This window comes from Exiguobacterium aurantiacum (genome assembly GCF_024362205.1).
In the GTDB taxonomy this organism is placed as follows: domain Bacteria; phylum Bacillota; class Bacilli; order Exiguobacteriales; family Exiguobacteriaceae; genus Exiguobacterium; species Exiguobacterium aurantiacum_B.
In genome coordinates, this window is sequence record NZ_CP101462.1 from 1,885,873 (window position 1) to 1,901,927 (window position 16,055).

Annotated in this window: 13 protein-coding genes; all 13 read right to left on the minus strand. The window is 56.7% G+C overall.

Annotation, left to right across the window (positions count from 1 at the left end; all coding sequences use genetic code 11):
• Positions 1–37: 37 nt before the first annotated feature.
• A complete protein-coding gene (gene pyrE, locus NMQ00_RS09795; RefSeq protein WP_255176546.1) occupies positions 38–667 on the minus strand; it encodes an orotate phosphoribosyltransferase in 630 nt (209 codons plus the stop codon).
• Positions 651–1,355 carry an orotidine-5'-phosphate decarboxylase gene (gene pyrF / locus NMQ00_RS09800; RefSeq protein WP_255176547.1) on the minus strand — a complete coding sequence of 235 codons (705 nt, stop codon included), beginning with the start codon at positions 1,353–1,355 and terminating at the stop codon, positions 651–653. Before pyrF ends, pyrE begins: the two co-directional genes overlap by 17 nt.
• Entirely contained in the window at positions 1,330–2,256 is a 927-nt protein-coding gene (locus NMQ00_RS09805) for a dihydroorotate dehydrogenase (RefSeq protein ID WP_255176548.1), read from the minus strand. Before NMQ00_RS09805 ends, pyrF begins: the two co-directional genes overlap by 26 nt.
• A complete protein-coding gene (locus NMQ00_RS09810; protein WP_255176549.1) occupies positions 2,253–2,972 on the minus strand; it encodes a dihydroorotate dehydrogenase electron transfer subunit in 720 nt (239 codons plus the stop codon). Before NMQ00_RS09810 ends, NMQ00_RS09805 begins: the two co-directional genes overlap by 4 nt.
• Complete coding sequence (gene carB, locus NMQ00_RS09815) at positions 2,969–6,172, minus strand: carbamoyl-phosphate synthase large subunit (protein WP_255176550.1); 3,204 nt, start codon at positions 6,170–6,172, stop codon at positions 2,969–2,971. Before carB ends, NMQ00_RS09810 begins: the two co-directional genes overlap by 4 nt.
• Before the next feature lies 1 nt (position 6,173).
• A complete protein-coding gene (locus NMQ00_RS09820; protein WP_255176551.1) occupies positions 6,174–7,256 on the minus strand; it encodes a carbamoyl phosphate synthase small subunit in 1,083 nt (360 codons plus the stop codon).
• Positions 7,234–8,514 carry a dihydroorotase gene (locus tag NMQ00_RS09825; RefSeq protein WP_255176552.1) on the minus strand — a complete coding sequence of 427 codons (1,281 nt, stop codon included), beginning with the start codon at positions 8,512–8,514 and terminating at the stop codon, positions 7,234–7,236. Before NMQ00_RS09825 ends, NMQ00_RS09820 begins: the two co-directional genes overlap by 23 nt.
• A complete protein-coding gene (locus NMQ00_RS09830) occupies positions 8,511–9,416 on the minus strand; it encodes an aspartate carbamoyltransferase catalytic subunit (RefSeq protein WP_255176553.1) in 906 nt (301 codons plus the stop codon). The genes NMQ00_RS09825 and NMQ00_RS09830 overlap by 4 nt, the downstream gene beginning before the upstream one ends.
• Before the next feature lie 130 nt (positions 9,417–9,546).
• Positions 9,547–10,848 carry a uracil-xanthine permease family protein gene (locus NMQ00_RS09835; RefSeq protein ID WP_255176554.1) on the minus strand — a complete coding sequence of 434 codons (1,302 nt, stop codon included), beginning with the start codon at positions 10,846–10,848 and terminating at the stop codon, positions 9,547–9,549.
• A gap of 48 nt (positions 10,849–10,896) precedes the next feature.
• Positions 10,897–11,430 (minus strand): bifunctional pyr operon transcriptional regulator/uracil phosphoribosyltransferase PyrR, encoded by a 534-nt coding sequence (gene pyrR, locus NMQ00_RS09840; protein ID WP_114165490.1) that lies wholly within the window; start codon positions 11,428–11,430, stop codon positions 10,897–10,899.
• Between the two features lie 200 nt (positions 11,431–11,630).
• Complete coding sequence (locus tag NMQ00_RS09845) at positions 11,631–12,542, minus strand: RluA family pseudouridine synthase (RefSeq protein WP_255176555.1); 912 nt, start codon at positions 12,540–12,542, stop codon at positions 11,631–11,633.
• A complete protein-coding gene (lspA, locus tag NMQ00_RS09850) occupies positions 12,542–13,015 on the minus strand; it encodes a signal peptidase II (RefSeq protein ID WP_255176556.1) in 474 nt (157 codons plus the stop codon). The genes NMQ00_RS09845 and lspA overlap by 1 nt, the downstream gene beginning before the upstream one ends.
• 58 nt (positions 13,016–13,073) lie before the next feature.
• A complete protein-coding gene (gene ileS, locus NMQ00_RS09855) occupies positions 13,074–15,800 on the minus strand; it encodes an isoleucine--tRNA ligase (RefSeq protein WP_255176557.1) in 2,727 nt (908 codons plus the stop codon).
• Positions 15,801–16,055: the final 255 nt, after the last annotated feature.

The following is a 16,055-nucleotide window of genomic DNA, read 5'->3' on the forward strand; positions in this document are numbered from 1 at the left end:
AAAAAGAATCCGCCCGGAGGTGGATTCTCGTTGCAGCTTATGAAGATAAGACACGTTCGCTCCAACCTGTCGGATCGTTTCGCCAGTCGCGTAAGGAAGCAGCTTCTTCTTTACTGATGATTCGCTTCTTGACGGCGACGTCGAGCACATCCATAAGTGTAATCAGGGCATGCGCAGTGAAGCCAGAGTCCAATAGATTGATGTGGAGACGGCTTAGACTGTACGAGAAGATCGCTTGAATCTTGATGACTTCCCCCCCCGCTTCCTGGATTGCCTTGGCGGCCTCGATGCTTGATGAGCCGGTCGACAACAAGTCTTCGATCACGACGACACGAGCGCCTGGCTCGAACCGACCTTCGATTCGATTCCCTTTTCCATGTCCTTTCGCACTCGAGCGGACGTAGACGAGCGGCAATCCGAGCCGATCGGCGACAAGCGTCGCGTGGGGGATACCCGCTGTTGCCGTCCCGGCGATGACGTCAGCGTCGAGCGGACGGATCACCTCGACGAGCGCATCGATGATGAGATTGCGGACGTCAGGATAGCTGAGCGTCAAGCGATTGTCACAATAAATCGGACTCTTCATCCCGCTCGACCACGTGTATGGATTTTCCGGTGACAAGGTCACGGCCTCGATTTGTAGTAAAGCTTCAGCGATTTGTCTCATAAGTTCGACTCCATTCTTGTAAGTAGTATTCGTATGCGGCGTTCGGATCTTCGGCCCGGGTGATCGGCCGGCCGACGACGATGGCCGACACGCCCGCCTCACGCGCCGCTCTCGGTGTGGCGACACGCACTTGATCGTCCGCTGTCTCGTTCATCCGGATGCCCGGCGTCACGGTCATGAACTTGCCCCCGAGCGTTTGACGAATCGCGCTAGCCTCATGCACGGATGCGACGACCCCGTCGAGCCCGGCCCGGTCGGCCATGGTCGCTTGCCGGAGGACGGCCTGTTCGAGCCCCCCATCGATGTGTAGCTCTTCGGCGAGCATCCGTTCATCGGTCGACGTCAACTGGGTGACCCCGATCAATTTCGTCACGTCGGTCACGTCACGTAAACCATCTAACGCATAACGCATCATCGTCTCACCGCCGAGTGTATGGACGTTCGTCAACTCGACGCCGAGGCGGCCGATTTGGCGGAGCGTCCGTCGGGCCGTCTCCGGGATGTCGTGGACTTTAACGTCTAAGAACACCGGGTAGCCGCTGTCGACGAGTTGCTCGATAAAGCGTCCTCCTTCCCGATAGAACAGCTCCATCCCGACTTTGACGGCCGGGTTTTGATCGATTCGTTCCAGCAAGCGGAACGCGTCGGCGCCCGTTTCGACATCAAGCGCGAGATACAGTCTGTTCATAAGCTTTCCCCCTGATATCTAAAATGTGGTCGATGCCGAGTTCGTCGAGTCGGCCCGGCAATGCGTTGATGATGTCTTGACAGACGTACGGGTTCTCAAAATTGGCCGTTCCGACCGCGACCGCTGAGGCACCTGCGTAGATAAACTCTAATACATCGTCGACCGTCCGCACGCCGCCCATCCCGATAATCGGGATATCGACGGCCTGGGCGACTTCATACACCATGCGGATCGCGACCGGTTTGACGGCTGGCCCAGACAAGCCCCCGATTCGATTGGCGAGAATCGGTTGCCCGGTCGTGACGTCGATGCGCATTCCGACGAGCGTGTTGATCATCGTGATCCCATCGGCCCCGGCCGCTTCGACCGCCTTGGCCATCGCCGTAATCGACGTGACGTTTGGTGACAGTTTGACGTACACCGGTTTCGTTGACGCTGCTTTGACAAGCCGGGTCAACTCGGCCGCCATGTCGGGATCGGTCCCGAACTGCATGCCGCCGCACTTCACGTTCGGACAGGAAATGTTCAGCTCGAGCGCTTTGATGGTCGGGTCGGCACTCATCTGGCGGGCGACGTGGATATACTCTTCTGGCGTCGAGCCGGCCACGTTGGCGATGATCTCGGTATCAAATCCCGACAGGAACGGAAGCTTGTCTTTGATGATGGCGTCGACGCCCGGATTTTGGAGGCCGATCGCGTTCAACATCCCTTGCGCCGTCTCGGCGACACGGGTCGTCCCGTTCCCGAACCGCGACTCACCCGTCGCTGCCTTGATCATGATGCCGCCGAGCATCGATAAGTCATAGAGTTTGGCGAACTCTTCCCCGAATCCGAAACAACCTGATGCCGGCATAATCGGATTTTTTAACTGTAAGCCTGGCAAATCGACGTGTAGTCTCATAGCGTCACCTCTTCTGCCCGAAATACCGGTCCGTCACTGCACACTTTGACGTAACCGCCTGGCGCTTCGCACACGCAAGCGAAACAAGCGCCGATGCCACACCCCATTCGATTCTCAATCGAGATATAGCGCTCTTCGATATGTGACGCGGCGACTGCTTTCAGCATCGGTTCCGGTCCACAGCTGAACAACACATCGGCATCGATGCGCGCGAGCGGTCCGGTCACAAATCCCATTTCCCCATACGTTCCGTCGACCGTCGTGATGATCGTCTCTCCGAGTTCACGGAACGCGTCTTCATAAAAGATACTCGTCTTCGTATCAAACCCGAGAATCGCCACCGTCTCGATTCCTTGAGCGGCGAGCATACGCCGTGTGTAATAGAGCGGCGGCACCCCGATGCCCCCACCAACGAGCACGACCCGCTTGCCCGTCTGTTCGAGCGGAAAGCCGTTGCCGAGCGGTCCGAGGACGTCCAAGACGTCCCCCGTCCGACGCGCGGCCAAGTCTGTCGTCCCGCTGCCGATGACTTTATACAAGAACGTGACGACGTTGTCTTCGACGTTCGCGACCGAGAGCGGCCGGCGTAACAGTTCAGATGTCTTCACGTGGAAGAATGTGCCCGGCGCAACGGCTTGCGGTGCGATCTCGACTTTCATCTCCATTGTCGCTGTCGCAATCAATCGGTTCGAGATAATGGTCGCGAGTTGTCTCATACGGTCACCCCGAATGTCGTGAACGCCGGCAAGCTCGTCGTTTGGAACGACAGGCTCTCGATGACTCGAAGCAGCGCCTCGACCGTGTCAAGCGACGTCAGGCAGAGCACCCCTTGCTCGGCCGCGGCCCGACGGATGATGAACCCGTCTTTTGTCGCGAGGGCGTCACGCGTCGTCGTGTTCAAGACGATGTCGACTTCTCCTCGTTCGATGACGCTCAGCATCGTCTCTCCCGACTCATTGATTTTCCCGACCGGGTGGACCGGCAAGCCGTCTGCCGAGAGGGCGGTTGCCGTACCGGACGTGGCCATCAGGCGGAATCCGAGTCGATTGAAGCGGCGGGCGATGTCGAGCGCCTCGTCCTTGTCTTGGTCGGCGACCGTCAACAACACGTTCCCTTTCAAGGCGATCGTCATGCCGGCGGCGACGAGTCCTTTATACAGTGCTTTTTCGAGCGTGCGGTCTGTCGCCATGACTTCACCGGTCGATTTCATCTCCGGACCAAGTGATGGGTCGACTTCTTTCAGTTTCGCGAAACTGAACACCGGCACTTTGACCGAGATGGCATCCGCTTCAGGATGCAGGCCGGTCCCAAGCCCGAGGTCTTTCAGGCTCGTCCCGAGAATCGTCTGCGTGGCGATGCGTGCGACCGGGAGGCCCGTCACTTTCGAGATGAACGGGACGGTCCGGCTCGCCCGCGGGTTGACCTCGATGACGTATAGGTCGTCGGCGTAGACGAACTGGATATTGAGCAACCCTTTGATCCGGAACGCCTTGGCGAGTTTGATCGTGTAATCGACGACCTTCTCTTTTAACGCTTCGCTCAACCGCTGCGGCGGGTACACCGCAATCGAGTCGCCCGAGTGGACCCCGGCCCGTTCAATATGTTCCATGATACCCGGGATGTAAACGTCTGTCCCGTCACAGATGGCGTCGACTTCGATCTCGATTCCCGTCAAGTATCGGTCGATGAGAACAGGTCGATCTTTCGAGGCGACGACGGCGTGGCGCATGTACCGCTCAAGCTCCAAGCGCTCATAGACAATTTCCATCGCCCGGCCACCGAGGACGTATGATGGGCGGACAAGTACCGGATAGCCGAGCATGTCGGCACAGGCGACGGCCTCTTCGACCGTGACCGCCGTCTTGCCTGGCGGTTGGGCGAGCCGTTCGGCCGAGAGCGTCGCTTCGAACGCTTTCCGGTCTTCGGCGCGGTCGATGTCTTCAAGCGACGTCCCTAAAATCTGGACCCCTTCCGCTTCGAGCGAGGCCGCCAAGTTGATGGCCGTCTGGCCGCCGAACTGGACGATGACACCGAGCGGCTGTTCGTTGCGGATGACCTCGAGCACGTCCTCGGTCGTGAGCGGTTCGAAGTAGAGCCGGTCCGAGATCGAGAAGTCTGTCGACACTGTCTCCGGATTGTTGTTGATGATGATCGCTTCATAACCTGCGTCACGAATCGTCTGAATCGAGTGGACGGTCGCGTAGTCGAACTCGACACCTTGGCCGATGCGGATTGGGCCCGATCCGAGGACGAGAATCGACGGCTTGTCCGTCTTCACGGCCTCGTTCTCGACTTCGTACGTCCCGTAAAAGTATGGTGTCTCCGAGGCGAACTCGGCCGCACACGTGTCGACCATCTTGTACACAGGACGGATGCCCCAGTCGTTCCGAAGTGACGTCACCGTCCCCACATTCTCGTTTACGATGCGGGCGATCATCTTATCACTGAAACCGAGACGCTTCGTTTCGATGAGGCGTTCTTTCGAAAGCGGCTCATGCTGAAGCGTCTCTTCTTGTTGCCAAATCCGTGCGAGTTTCGATAAGAAGAAACGATCGATTTTTGTCAGCTCATGCAACTGTTCCGTCGAGTAGCCGCGGCGGAGCGCCTCATAGAGCATCCACAGCCGCTCATCCGTCGGTGTCGTCAGCTCGCGGTCGAGCTCCGCGGTGCTGAGTTGCGCGAGGCGTGGCACGGCCAAGTCTTCTGTCCCGAGTTCGAGCGAACGGACGGCCTTCAAGAGTGCTTCTTCCAAATTACGGCCGATCGCCATCACTTCCCCGGTCGCTTTCATCTGGGTGCCGAGGCGACGATCAGCCGTCTCGAACTTATCGAAGGCGAAGCGCGGGATTTTAGCGACGACATAGTCGAGCGCCGGTTCGAACGAGGCGTAACTCGTCTCCGTCACCGGGTTTTTCAGTTCTGACAATTTGTAGCCGACCGCCACTTTCGCAGCCAACTTGGCGATCGGGTATCCCGTCGCTTTCGAGGCGAGCGCCGAACTGCGGGAGACACGTGGGTTGACCTCGATGACGTAGTACGTGAAGCTGTCCGGGTCAAGGGCGAACTGGATGTTGCATCCCCCTTCGATGCCGAGGGCGCGGATGATATCGAGTGAGACGCTGCGGAGCATCTGATAGTCGCGGTCCGACAACGTCTGCGTCGGAGCGAAGACGATCGAGTCGCCCGTATGGACCCCGACCGGATCAAAGTTTTCCATCGCACAGACGATGATGGCTTGGTCGCTCGAATCGCGCATCACTTCATACTCGACTTCTTTCATGCCGGCAATCGACTTCTCGAGCAACACTTGTGTCACTGGACTCGCTTTCAGTCCTGATTCGACGAACTGTTCGAATTCATTCCGGTCATGGGCAATCCCGCCACCGGTTCCTCCGAGCGTGTACGCCGGACGGATGATAATCGGATAGCCGATCCGGTCGGCAAAGCCCCAAGCCGACTCGAGCGACTGCACAATCTCACTTTCCGGGACCCCGTGGCCGAGCTTATACATGAGGTCGCGGAACTGTTCCCGGTCCTCGGCTTGTTCGATGGCCGATAATTTTGTCCCGAGCAATTCGACCCCGCAATCTTCAAGCACGCCGCGGCGATCGAGTTCCATCGCCAAGTTGAGGCCGGTCTGGCCGCCGAGTGTGGCGAGGAGCGCGTCCGGACGTTCTTGACGAATGATCCGTTCGACGAACTCCGGTTCGAGCGGTTCGATATAGACACGGTCCGCCGTCGTCGGGTCGGTCATGATCGTGGCCGGGTTCGAGTTGACGAGGATGACCTCGTATCCTTCTTCTTTCAAGGCAAGACACGCCTGAGTACCAGCATAGTCAAATTCTGCCGCCTGTCCGATGACGATCGGGCCGGATCCGATTACAAGGATTTTCTGAATATCTGGTCGTTTTGGCATGTCACATTCCTACTTTCTGTTTGTTTTCTTGAACGAGTTGCATGAAACGGTCAAATAAATCGTTGGCATCGTATGGACCCGGTGCCGCCTCGGGATGATATTGGACCGAGAACGTCGGATGATGCAAGTGCTTCACCCCTTCGACCGTGCCATCGTTGACGGCGCGATGCGTGACGACGAGTCCGGTCGTCGCGAGTGACGCCTCATCCACCGCATAGCCGTGGTTTTGGGACGTGATCGTCACCGCTCCGGTCTCAAGTTCGAGCACGGGATGGTTGGCACCGCGATGGCCGAACGGAAGTTTGAACGTGTTGGCACCGCTCGCGAGCGCAATCAACTGATGGCCGAGACAAATCCCGAAGATCGGCAGTGTCGGCATGAGGCGCTCGATGAGCGGCAGCGCCGTCGGGACGTCTTTCGGGTCCCCCGGTCCGTTCGACAGCATGACGCCGTCCGGTTCGTAGCGCATCACTTCTTCGGCCGTCACGTCGTGCGGCAAGACGACGACTTCACAGTCGCGCTTCACGAGTTCACGCATGATGCCGAGCTTCGCGCCGAAGTCGATCAGGGCGATCCGTGGCCCGCTGCCGGTGCTGACATACGCCCGTTTCGTCGAGACGCGTTCGACTTGATTGGTCGGAAGTAACACGTCGAATTGAGCTTTCACCGTCTCCCACGTCGAGTCACCGTCGACCATGACACCGCGCATGACACCGAGTGAGCGCAGATGGCGCGTCAACATGCGTGTGTCGACCCCTGCTAGACCCGGAATGTTGAAGCGTTTGAGCGTATCATGAAGCGTTGCCGTCGAGCGGAAGTTCGACGGCGCGTCGCACACTTCTTTGACGATGAGCCCTTTCGCCATCGGTACGGTCGTCTCAAAATCTTCCCGGTTGACGCCATAGTTTCCGATCAACGGGTTGGTCAACACGATGAGTTGATCACAATAAGACGGGTCAGACAACATCTCTTGATATCCGGTCATCCCGGTCTGGAAGACGACTTCCCCAATCGTCTCGACGTCTACGCCGAATGCTTGTCCTACAAATGAAGTACCGTCCTCAAGCCATAATGTTCGTTTCATCGAATCTCCCCTTATATACGATTTTTCCGGCCGCGATCGTCATGACCGGCCAGCCTACTAGTTTTTTCCCGGCGAACGGTGTATTTTTCCCTTTCGAGCGGAACGTCGTCGGATCGACCACCCGCTCCGTCTCGGTATCGATGAGCGCGAAGTCCGCTGCCCGTCCGACTTCAATCACACCGTACGGCAATCCGAACACGTCGCTCGGACGTTTCGTCATCCAATCGATGAGCGCCGCTTCTTCCATCTGTCCCGTTTTGACGAACGTCGTGTATAGTAACGGGAACGCCGTCTCGAAACCGGTGATGCCGAACGGGGCCCGTTCCATTCCGGCCGCCTTTTCTTCGGCCGTATGTGGGGCGTGATCGGTCGCAATCATATCGATCGTGCCATCGAACAAGCCTTCGAGTAGCGCCTCCCGGTCGTCCGCGCTGCGGAGCGGCGGGTTCATCTTGAAGTTCGGGTCGAGCCCCGGGATATCGTCTTCACAGAGGACGAGGTGATGCGGCGTCACTTCGGCCGTCACCCGGATCCCGGCTCGTTTGGCGTCTCGGATGACGCGCACCGATTGTCGTGATGAGACGTGGCAAACGTGATAGTGGCAACCCGTCTCTTCGGCGATCAAGACGTCGCGGGCGATATGGATGCTCTCCGCGAGGCTCGGGATGCCTTGGATGCCATGTTCTTCACTGAACCGGCCTTCGTGGACCGAACCGGCCTTGAGCGTATTGTCCTCGCAGTGGGCGACAATCGCTTTGTCGAGTCGCTTCGCCTCACGCATCGCTTCACGCATCATCGCCGCCGATTGGACGCCGACCCCGTCATCGGTGAAGGCGAACGAATCTGCGAGCGAGGCCATGTCGACTTGCTCGGTGCCGAGCTGCCGTTTCGTGATGGCGGCGTACGGCAGGACGCGCACGCTTGCGTCTTGCTCGATCTTAGCCAACAGTTGGTCCATCGTCTCCCGGTCGTCCGGGACGGGACGCGTGTTCGGCATGGCGCAAATCGTGGTGAACCCGCCGGCCGCTGCCGCCTCGGTACCCGTCTTGATCGTCTCTTTCTTCTCTCCGCCCGGCTCGCGCAAGTGGACGTGGACATCGACGAGACCCGGAATGAGTAGCTTTCCTGTCACATCAATCACGTCATGTCCTTCGGTCGTACCTTTATAGTCGACCGAGCGGATTTCGCCATCCTCGATCAATAGATTCGTCGTCCGTTTCGTGTTCCCGTCATACCAAGTTGCGTGTTGAAGTATCATAATTGTCCCCCTAATGCTCGATTTAAAATGGCCATCCGGGCGTAAACGCCGTTCGTCATCTGCGGAAAGATGCGCGACTTCGGATGTTCAATCAAACTGCCCGCAATCTCGACGTCCCGATTGACCGGGGCCGGATGCATGATGATCGCTTGTCCTTTCATTCGCTCGACGCGGGCGGGTGTCAACCCGTAGCGCGCATGATAATCTTCTTTCGAGAAGATGTCGCCCATGATATGGCGTTCGTGCTGAACGCGTAGCAACATGATGACGTCACAGTCCGCCAACACGTCGTCGAGGTCACGATGCTCTAGCCCCATCGACTCATCCCACCAAGAGGCTGGACTGCAGCCGACGACGTTCGCGCCGAACCGTTTGAGTACCGAGGCGTTCGAGCGGGCGACACGGCTATGGACGAGGTCACCGCAGATGGCGATATTCAATCCCTCGAACGTCTTGAACTCTTCAAAGATTGTGACGAGGTCGAGGAGTGACTGGGACGGGTGTTCCCCGCTCCCGTCACCGCCGTTCAGCACAGGGATATTCAACTTTTCGACGAGTTCATGGTAGTAACCCGACTCCGGATGGCGAATCACGAGGGCATCGACCCCGATCGCCTCGAGCGTCTTACATGTGTCATACAACGTCTCACCTTTCGTCACCGAGGACGTCGCCACGTCGAACGGGATCTCTTGGACCTTCAAGTGCCGTTCGGCCATTTGAAACGAATTTTTCGTCCGCGTCGAGTTTTCAAAGAACAAGTTCGCGACCGTCTTCCCGTCGAACAAGGGCGGCATGTCCCCTTGTTTATAGCGTAGCGACTCCTCGATCAACCCCATGATCTCGTCGAGCGAGAGTGTGTCCAGACTGACAAAATGCTTCGGTTGTTGTTTGATTAAGTTCATGTTCGTCTCCTCCTTTTGTGTGAAGGCAAAGAGAAAAGGCGTCTCTTCACCTACGTGAAGGGACGCCTTTATTCGGGTAGACTACACCCAAATAAACGAGCCTTCACTTTGCCGACCTCACGGGATCGAATTAAAAGTTACTTGCTTGTCGTGTGTCTTCAGTTGTTTCGGCAGCAGATTCGTCGACCGCTTCTTCTTTCGGCAAGAAGGCGTTCAAGAGAATCCCGACGACTGTCGCGAGCGCCATCCCTTGGACTGGGAAGCTGCCGAGTTGGACCATCGCCCCACCGAGTCCGATGACGAGGATGACCGAGGCGATGATGAGGTTGCGTTTCTCGGCGAGATTGACGTTGCTTTCGACCATCGTCCGCAGACCATTCGAGGCGATGACCCCGAACAAGAGGATCGAGATGCCGCCTTTGACCGGGTTCGGGATCGTCGAGATGAACGCTTCGACATGTCCGAGGAACCCAAAGCTGATGGCCATGAGCGCCGCTCCGGCGATGACATAGACGCTATACACTTTCGTGATGGCCATGACCCCGTTGTTCTCCCCGTAAGTCGTGCACGGAGGACCACCGAGTGCCGAGGCGACCGCTTTCCCGACACCGTCGCCGAGAAGCGTCCGATGGAGACCTGGGTCTTTCATCGTCTCGCGTCCGATGATTTTCGACGTGACCATCTGGTCGCCGATATGTTCGGTCATCGTGACGAGGGCGACTGGGACGATGGCTAAGAGTGCCCCGACTTGCCACATCGGCATGTAGTCAACGAACACCATCGTGAAGTCAGGCAGTTGGAACAAGCTCGCTTGACCGAGCGCCGAGTAGTCGATGATGCCGAACAGCGCGGCGATGATGTAACCGCCGATAATCCCGAACAAGATTGGCACGGCGCCCCATACTCCTTTGAGCGTCGTCATGGCGAACATTGTGATACCGAGCGTGAGCAACGCGACGGTGATGAACGTTCCGTTGTAGGCTCCGTCTTTGTTCATCGACATGTCGATCGCGACCGGCGCGAGTGACAAACCGATGACCATGATGACCGGACCGACGACGACTGGCGGCAAGAGACGCAACAACCAGTTCACCCCTGTCTTATAGATGATGAGCGAGACGACACCGTAGACCGATCCGGCGATGATGCCACCGAACAGGGCGGCTTCGACACCCCATTGCTGGCTGACCGCGATAATCGGGGCGATGTACGCGAAGCTCGATCCGAGATAGGTCGGAACTTTGAATCGGGTAATGGCTAGGAATGAGAGCGTGGCCACACCGGAAGCGACGAGGGCGACGGACGTGTTCAGTCCAGTCAAAATCGGGACTAAGATTGTCGCTCCGAACATGGCGAAGACGTGTTGCAGGCTGAAGAGCAGCCATTGCGGTAAGTGAGCGGGACGCTCGTGGATGTTGAGGATTGGTTTCATATGTGAATCTCCTTCCTGGCCTCTCTGGACCACCTTAAAGGTTTTGGTTTATTGCTGTTTGATGAACACTTCATCGGTCGTGTCGACTTCACTGAGTCGGACGACGACTTGCTCTGTTTTCGACGTCGGGACGTTCTTGCCGACGAAGTCGGGGCGAATCGGTAGTTCGCGGTGTCCCCGGTCAATCAAGACGGCGAGCTGGATGTAATCCGGGCGACCGTGGTCGACGAGTGCGTCCATGGCGGCTCGCACCGTACGGCCCGTGTAGAGGACGTCGTCAATCAAGACGACCGTCTTGCCGTTGATGTCGTGCGGCAATTCTGTCGCTTTCACTTCCGGGTCGAGTGACTTCTTGGACAAATCGTCCCGGTAGAGCGTGATGTCCAAGTTACCGAGCGCGATCGGCTTACCTTCGATTTCTTCGATGCGATGCGCGAGTCGGTCGGCGAGCGTCTCGCCTCGGGTTTTTATCCCAACAAGGACGACGTTGTCCGTCCCTTTGTTGCGTTCGATGATCTCGTGGGCGATTCGGGTCAAAGCGCGGCGAATGGCCGCTTCATCTAAAATGGTAGAACGTTTCAAACGGTTCCCCCCTCTCTCAAATTGTATAAAAAAGAAGACTTCCTCATCCGGCTGGAAAAGGAAGTCTTCATATGTGAGGGCAGACCTCTGCCTCAAATAATCGACGTGTCGTGGCCGCGGCCACAATCCTTTCACAGCCTCTCTGGACTGGGTTTAAAGGTGTTATGCTTCCTAGACTATAAATCGGAATCGGTTGAAAGTCAACGCGTTTTCTCGATTTTGTCTAATTTGGCAAGCTCCGCCTCGAAGTCGGCCGGGAGCGGCGCTTCAAATTCGAGCCATTCGTTCGTGCGCGGATGGAAGAAACCGAGCGTCGCCGCGTGGAGCGCCTGACCGTTCAATTGAATCGTGCGACGCGGACCGTATTTCGGGTCACCGGCGAGCGGATGGCCGATATAACGCATATGGACGCGGATTTGGTGCGTCCGTCCCGTCTCCAATTTACACTCGACGAGCGTGAAGTCTTTGTACCGCTCGAGCAGACGGAAGTGCGTGATTGCTTCTTTCGCGTTTTTGTCCGTCACCGTCATCCGTTGACGGTCGTTCGTGTCACGCCCGATCGGCGCCTCGATCGTCCCGAGTTCATGGGCGACTTCGCCATGGACGAGGGCGATGTATTCACGCTTGATTTTACGATCCTTCAACTGGCTCGCGAGCGATTCGTGCGCCACATCGTTTTTCGCGACCATGAGAAGACCGGTCGTGTCTTTGTCGATGCGGTGGACGATACCTGGTCGTTTGACACCATTGATCCCTGACAAGTCGTCACAGTGGTAGAGGAGCGCGTTGACGAGCGTCCCTGACGTATGGCCGGCCGCCGGATGGACGACCATGCCGCGTGCCTTATTGACGACGATGACATCCTCGTCCTCATAGACGACGTCGAGCTGGATATGCTCAGGTAATACTTCGAGTTCGACGGCATCTGGGACCGTCACGACGATTTCGTCGCCTTCTTGCAGTTTATAGTTCGGCTTGACGATCTGTCCGTTGACGAGCAGGTCTCCCGCCTTGATCCAGTCTTGGATTTGCGAACGTGACCAGTCACTTTGTTCGCTCATCCATTTATCGATACGAGCCTTTTCTTCGGCGACAAATGTGTAAGTTTCCATTACGATTGTCCCCTTTCTTTGTTTAGTTTTTCTTCGAACAAGACGCCGATGATCATAAAGATGACCCCGAACGTGAGCGCCATATCGGCGACATTAAAGATGGGGAAGTTATAGCCGAACGGGTACGTGTCGACAAAATCGACGACTTCGCCGCGGAAGAGACGGTCGATGAAGTTCCCGATCGCACCGGCGAGCAGTAACCCGACGCTATAACCGAGCAAATCGAAGCCGTTCACTTCTTTATGCAAGAAGTAAATCAACCCGACGACGACGATGGCGGTGACGATGAAAAAGAACACCATCTGCCCTTCGAGCATGCCCCAGGCCGCGCCTTTATTACGGTAAGACGTCAAATACAGCAACCCAGGGATGAGTTCGATCGACTGTCCAATCGTCATCGTCTGGACGACGATCCATTTGGTCACTTGGTCGAACAATATGAGGAAAAGTGCTAATCCGTAGTAACGTTTCATCAGATTCTCCTTTCAAGTCATAAGAAACCGGAGTGGACGATCGCCACTCCGGTCCGGCTTATGCGATGACTTCTGTACAACGCGGGCAAAGCTCTGGGTGCTGTTCGTCTTGACCGAGTTCGGTCGAGTACGTCCAGCAACGGGCACAAGGGGCACCGTCAGCCTTCAAGACGCTGATTTCGGCCGTCGCATAGTCGACATCGGCCGACTCGACGTAATCGAGCTGTGACACTTGTAGCAATTGGCGGACGTTGTCAATCGTCTCGAGCAACTGTTTCGTCTCACCTTTTGGCGCGACGAGCAGCTTCGCTTCGAGCGGTTTCCCAATCAATTTCTCACCGCGGGCGATCTCGATCGCTTTCAAGACGTCATCCCGGAACGTGAGGAACTTCGACCATTTCGCGAGCAACGCCTTCTCGTCTTCCGACAATGCCGCTACTTCGTCAAGGTCCGTCAAGAAGACGCTATCCGCTTGTTTAGCCGGCACTTCTTGCCACACCTCATCCGCCGTGTGCGGAAGGATCGGTGCGAGCAATTTCGTGAGCGTGACGACCGTGTCATACATGACCGTTTGGACGGCACGACGACGCGCATCATCTTCGCGCTCGATATACAGAATATCTTTCGTGAAGTCGAGGTAGAATGACGACAACTCGTTGACACAGAAATTATGGCTCAAGTGATAGACGGCCATGAAGTCGAACGTATCATACGCTTTGACGACTTTCGCTTGCAGCTGTTTGAGTTTTGTCGCCATGAAGCGGTCCGCTTCCGGCATGTCTTCGAACGCGACACGCATCGATGGGTCGAACCCGTTCAAGTTACCGAGCAAGAAGCGCAACGTGTTGCGGATTTTCCGGTATACTTCCGACACTTGTTTAAAGTTATCGTGTGACGCACGGACATCGGACTGATAGTCGACCGACGATACCCAAAGGCGGACGATTTCCGCTCCGTACTGTTTGACGAGGTCGTTCGGTGCAATCGTGTTACCGAGTGACTTCGACATCTTGCGGCCGTCACCGTCGAGGACGAAGCCGTGGCTGAGCACGTTGCGATACGGTGCTTTGCCCGTCGTCGCGACTGCCGTCGAGAGTGACGAGTTGAACCAGCCGCGGTATTGGTCAGAGCCTTCAAGGTACAAGTCGGCCGGACGGCGCAAGTTATCGCGCTGTTCGAGGACGCCCGCATGCGACGAACCTGAGTCAAACCAGACGTCCATGATGTCGAGTTCTTTACGGAACTCGCCGTTCGGGCTGTTCGGGTGTGTGAAGCCTTCTGGCAACAAATCTTTCGCTTCACGCTCATACCAGACGTTCGAGCCGTGCTCATGGAACAAGTTGGCGATGTGATCGATCGTCTCGTTCGTGATGATTTCCGTTCCGTCTTCGGCGTAGAAGATCGGGATTGGGACGCCCCAAGCGCGTTGACGGCTGATGACCCAGTCCCCACGGTCACGGACCATGTTGTAAAGGCGTGTCATGCCCCATTCCGGTACCCATTTCACTTCTTCGATTTCACGGAGCATGTCGGCCCGGAAGTCTTTGATTGAGGCGAACCATTGCGGTGTGGCGCGGAAGATGACCGGTTTTTTCGTACGCCAGTCATGCGGGTACGAGTGTTTGATGAATTTCAAGTTGAGGAGATAGCCGTTCTCTTCGAGCTTCATGCCGATTTGTTTGTTCGCGTCTTCATAGAACAAGCCTTCGAAACCTGGCGCCTCATCCGTCATATAACCACGGTCATCGACCGGGCACAGAACGTCGAGTCCGTATGCTTGTCCGACACGATAGTCGTCTTCCCCGTGACCAGGTGCCGTATGGACGAGACCTGTCGCGTCAGCGGTGACGTGATCACCGATCATGACGAGCGAGGTCCGGTCGTAGAGCGGGTGTTGCGCCGTCATGTGTTCGAACTCACGTCCGTTCCAAGAGCCGCTCACCGTATAATCCGTCCACTTGAGTGCCGTCGTCACTTCTTCAACGAGCGATTCGGCGACGATATAGCCTTTGCCGTCATGCTCGATGCGCGTGTACGTCAACTCGTCGCTGACCGCGATCCCAAGGTTGGCCGGGATCGTCCATGGTGTCGTCGTCCAGATGACGAAGTGGTCGGTCGTCTGCAGGACGTCTTTGCCGTCGACGACTTGGAACGCCACGTAGATGGCCGGTGACTTCTTGTCATAGTATTCGATTTCAGCCTCGGCGAGCGCCGATTCAGAAGACGGTGACCAATAGACCGGTTTCTTCCCTTTATAGATGTAGCCCTTTTCAGCCATCGTACCGAAGAGACGGATTTGAGCCGCTTCGTATTCTGGGAGGAGCGTGATATACGGGTTGTCAAAGTCAGCGAGCAACCCGAGGCGTTTGAACTGTTCGCGTTGCGAGTTCACTTGTTCCATCGCGTACGCCGCACACTTCTCACGGAACTCGGCGACGGTCATCTCTTTACGATTGACGCCCGCTTTTTGGAGCGCGTTCTCGATCGGGAGACCGTGCGTGTCCCAGCCCGGGATCATCGGTGACTGGTAGCCGTTCAATGATTTGAAGCGGACGATGATGTCTTTCAATACTTTGTTGAGCGCGTGGCCCATATGGATGTCACCGTTCGCGTACGGAGGTCCGTCGTGCAAGATGTATTGCGGTTTCCCGGCGTTCTTCTCTTGGACACGATTGTATAGGTCCATCTGTTCCCAAGCCTCGTGCATCGCGGGCTCGCGTTTTGGCAGATTTCCGCGCATTGCGAATTCTGTCTCAGGCATCAATAATGTGTCTTTGTAGTTCATTGAAACTCCTCCTGCATCTTTTTTTGACAACAAAAAAACCCGCCCCTAATAGGGACGAGTTAGTCGACTCGCGGTACCACCCTACTAATCTCAAGGGAACTCCCCGAGACCGCTCTTGGTAACCGATAACGAGGTCAGACGGTCGTGCTTACTAACTTCAGCCCGACACTCATAGGGGATACCGATAAAGTCTTTCTCTTAGGCTTGCACCTTCCCTAAGTCGCTTCGTAGGTATGACTTTATCGACGTGTCCTA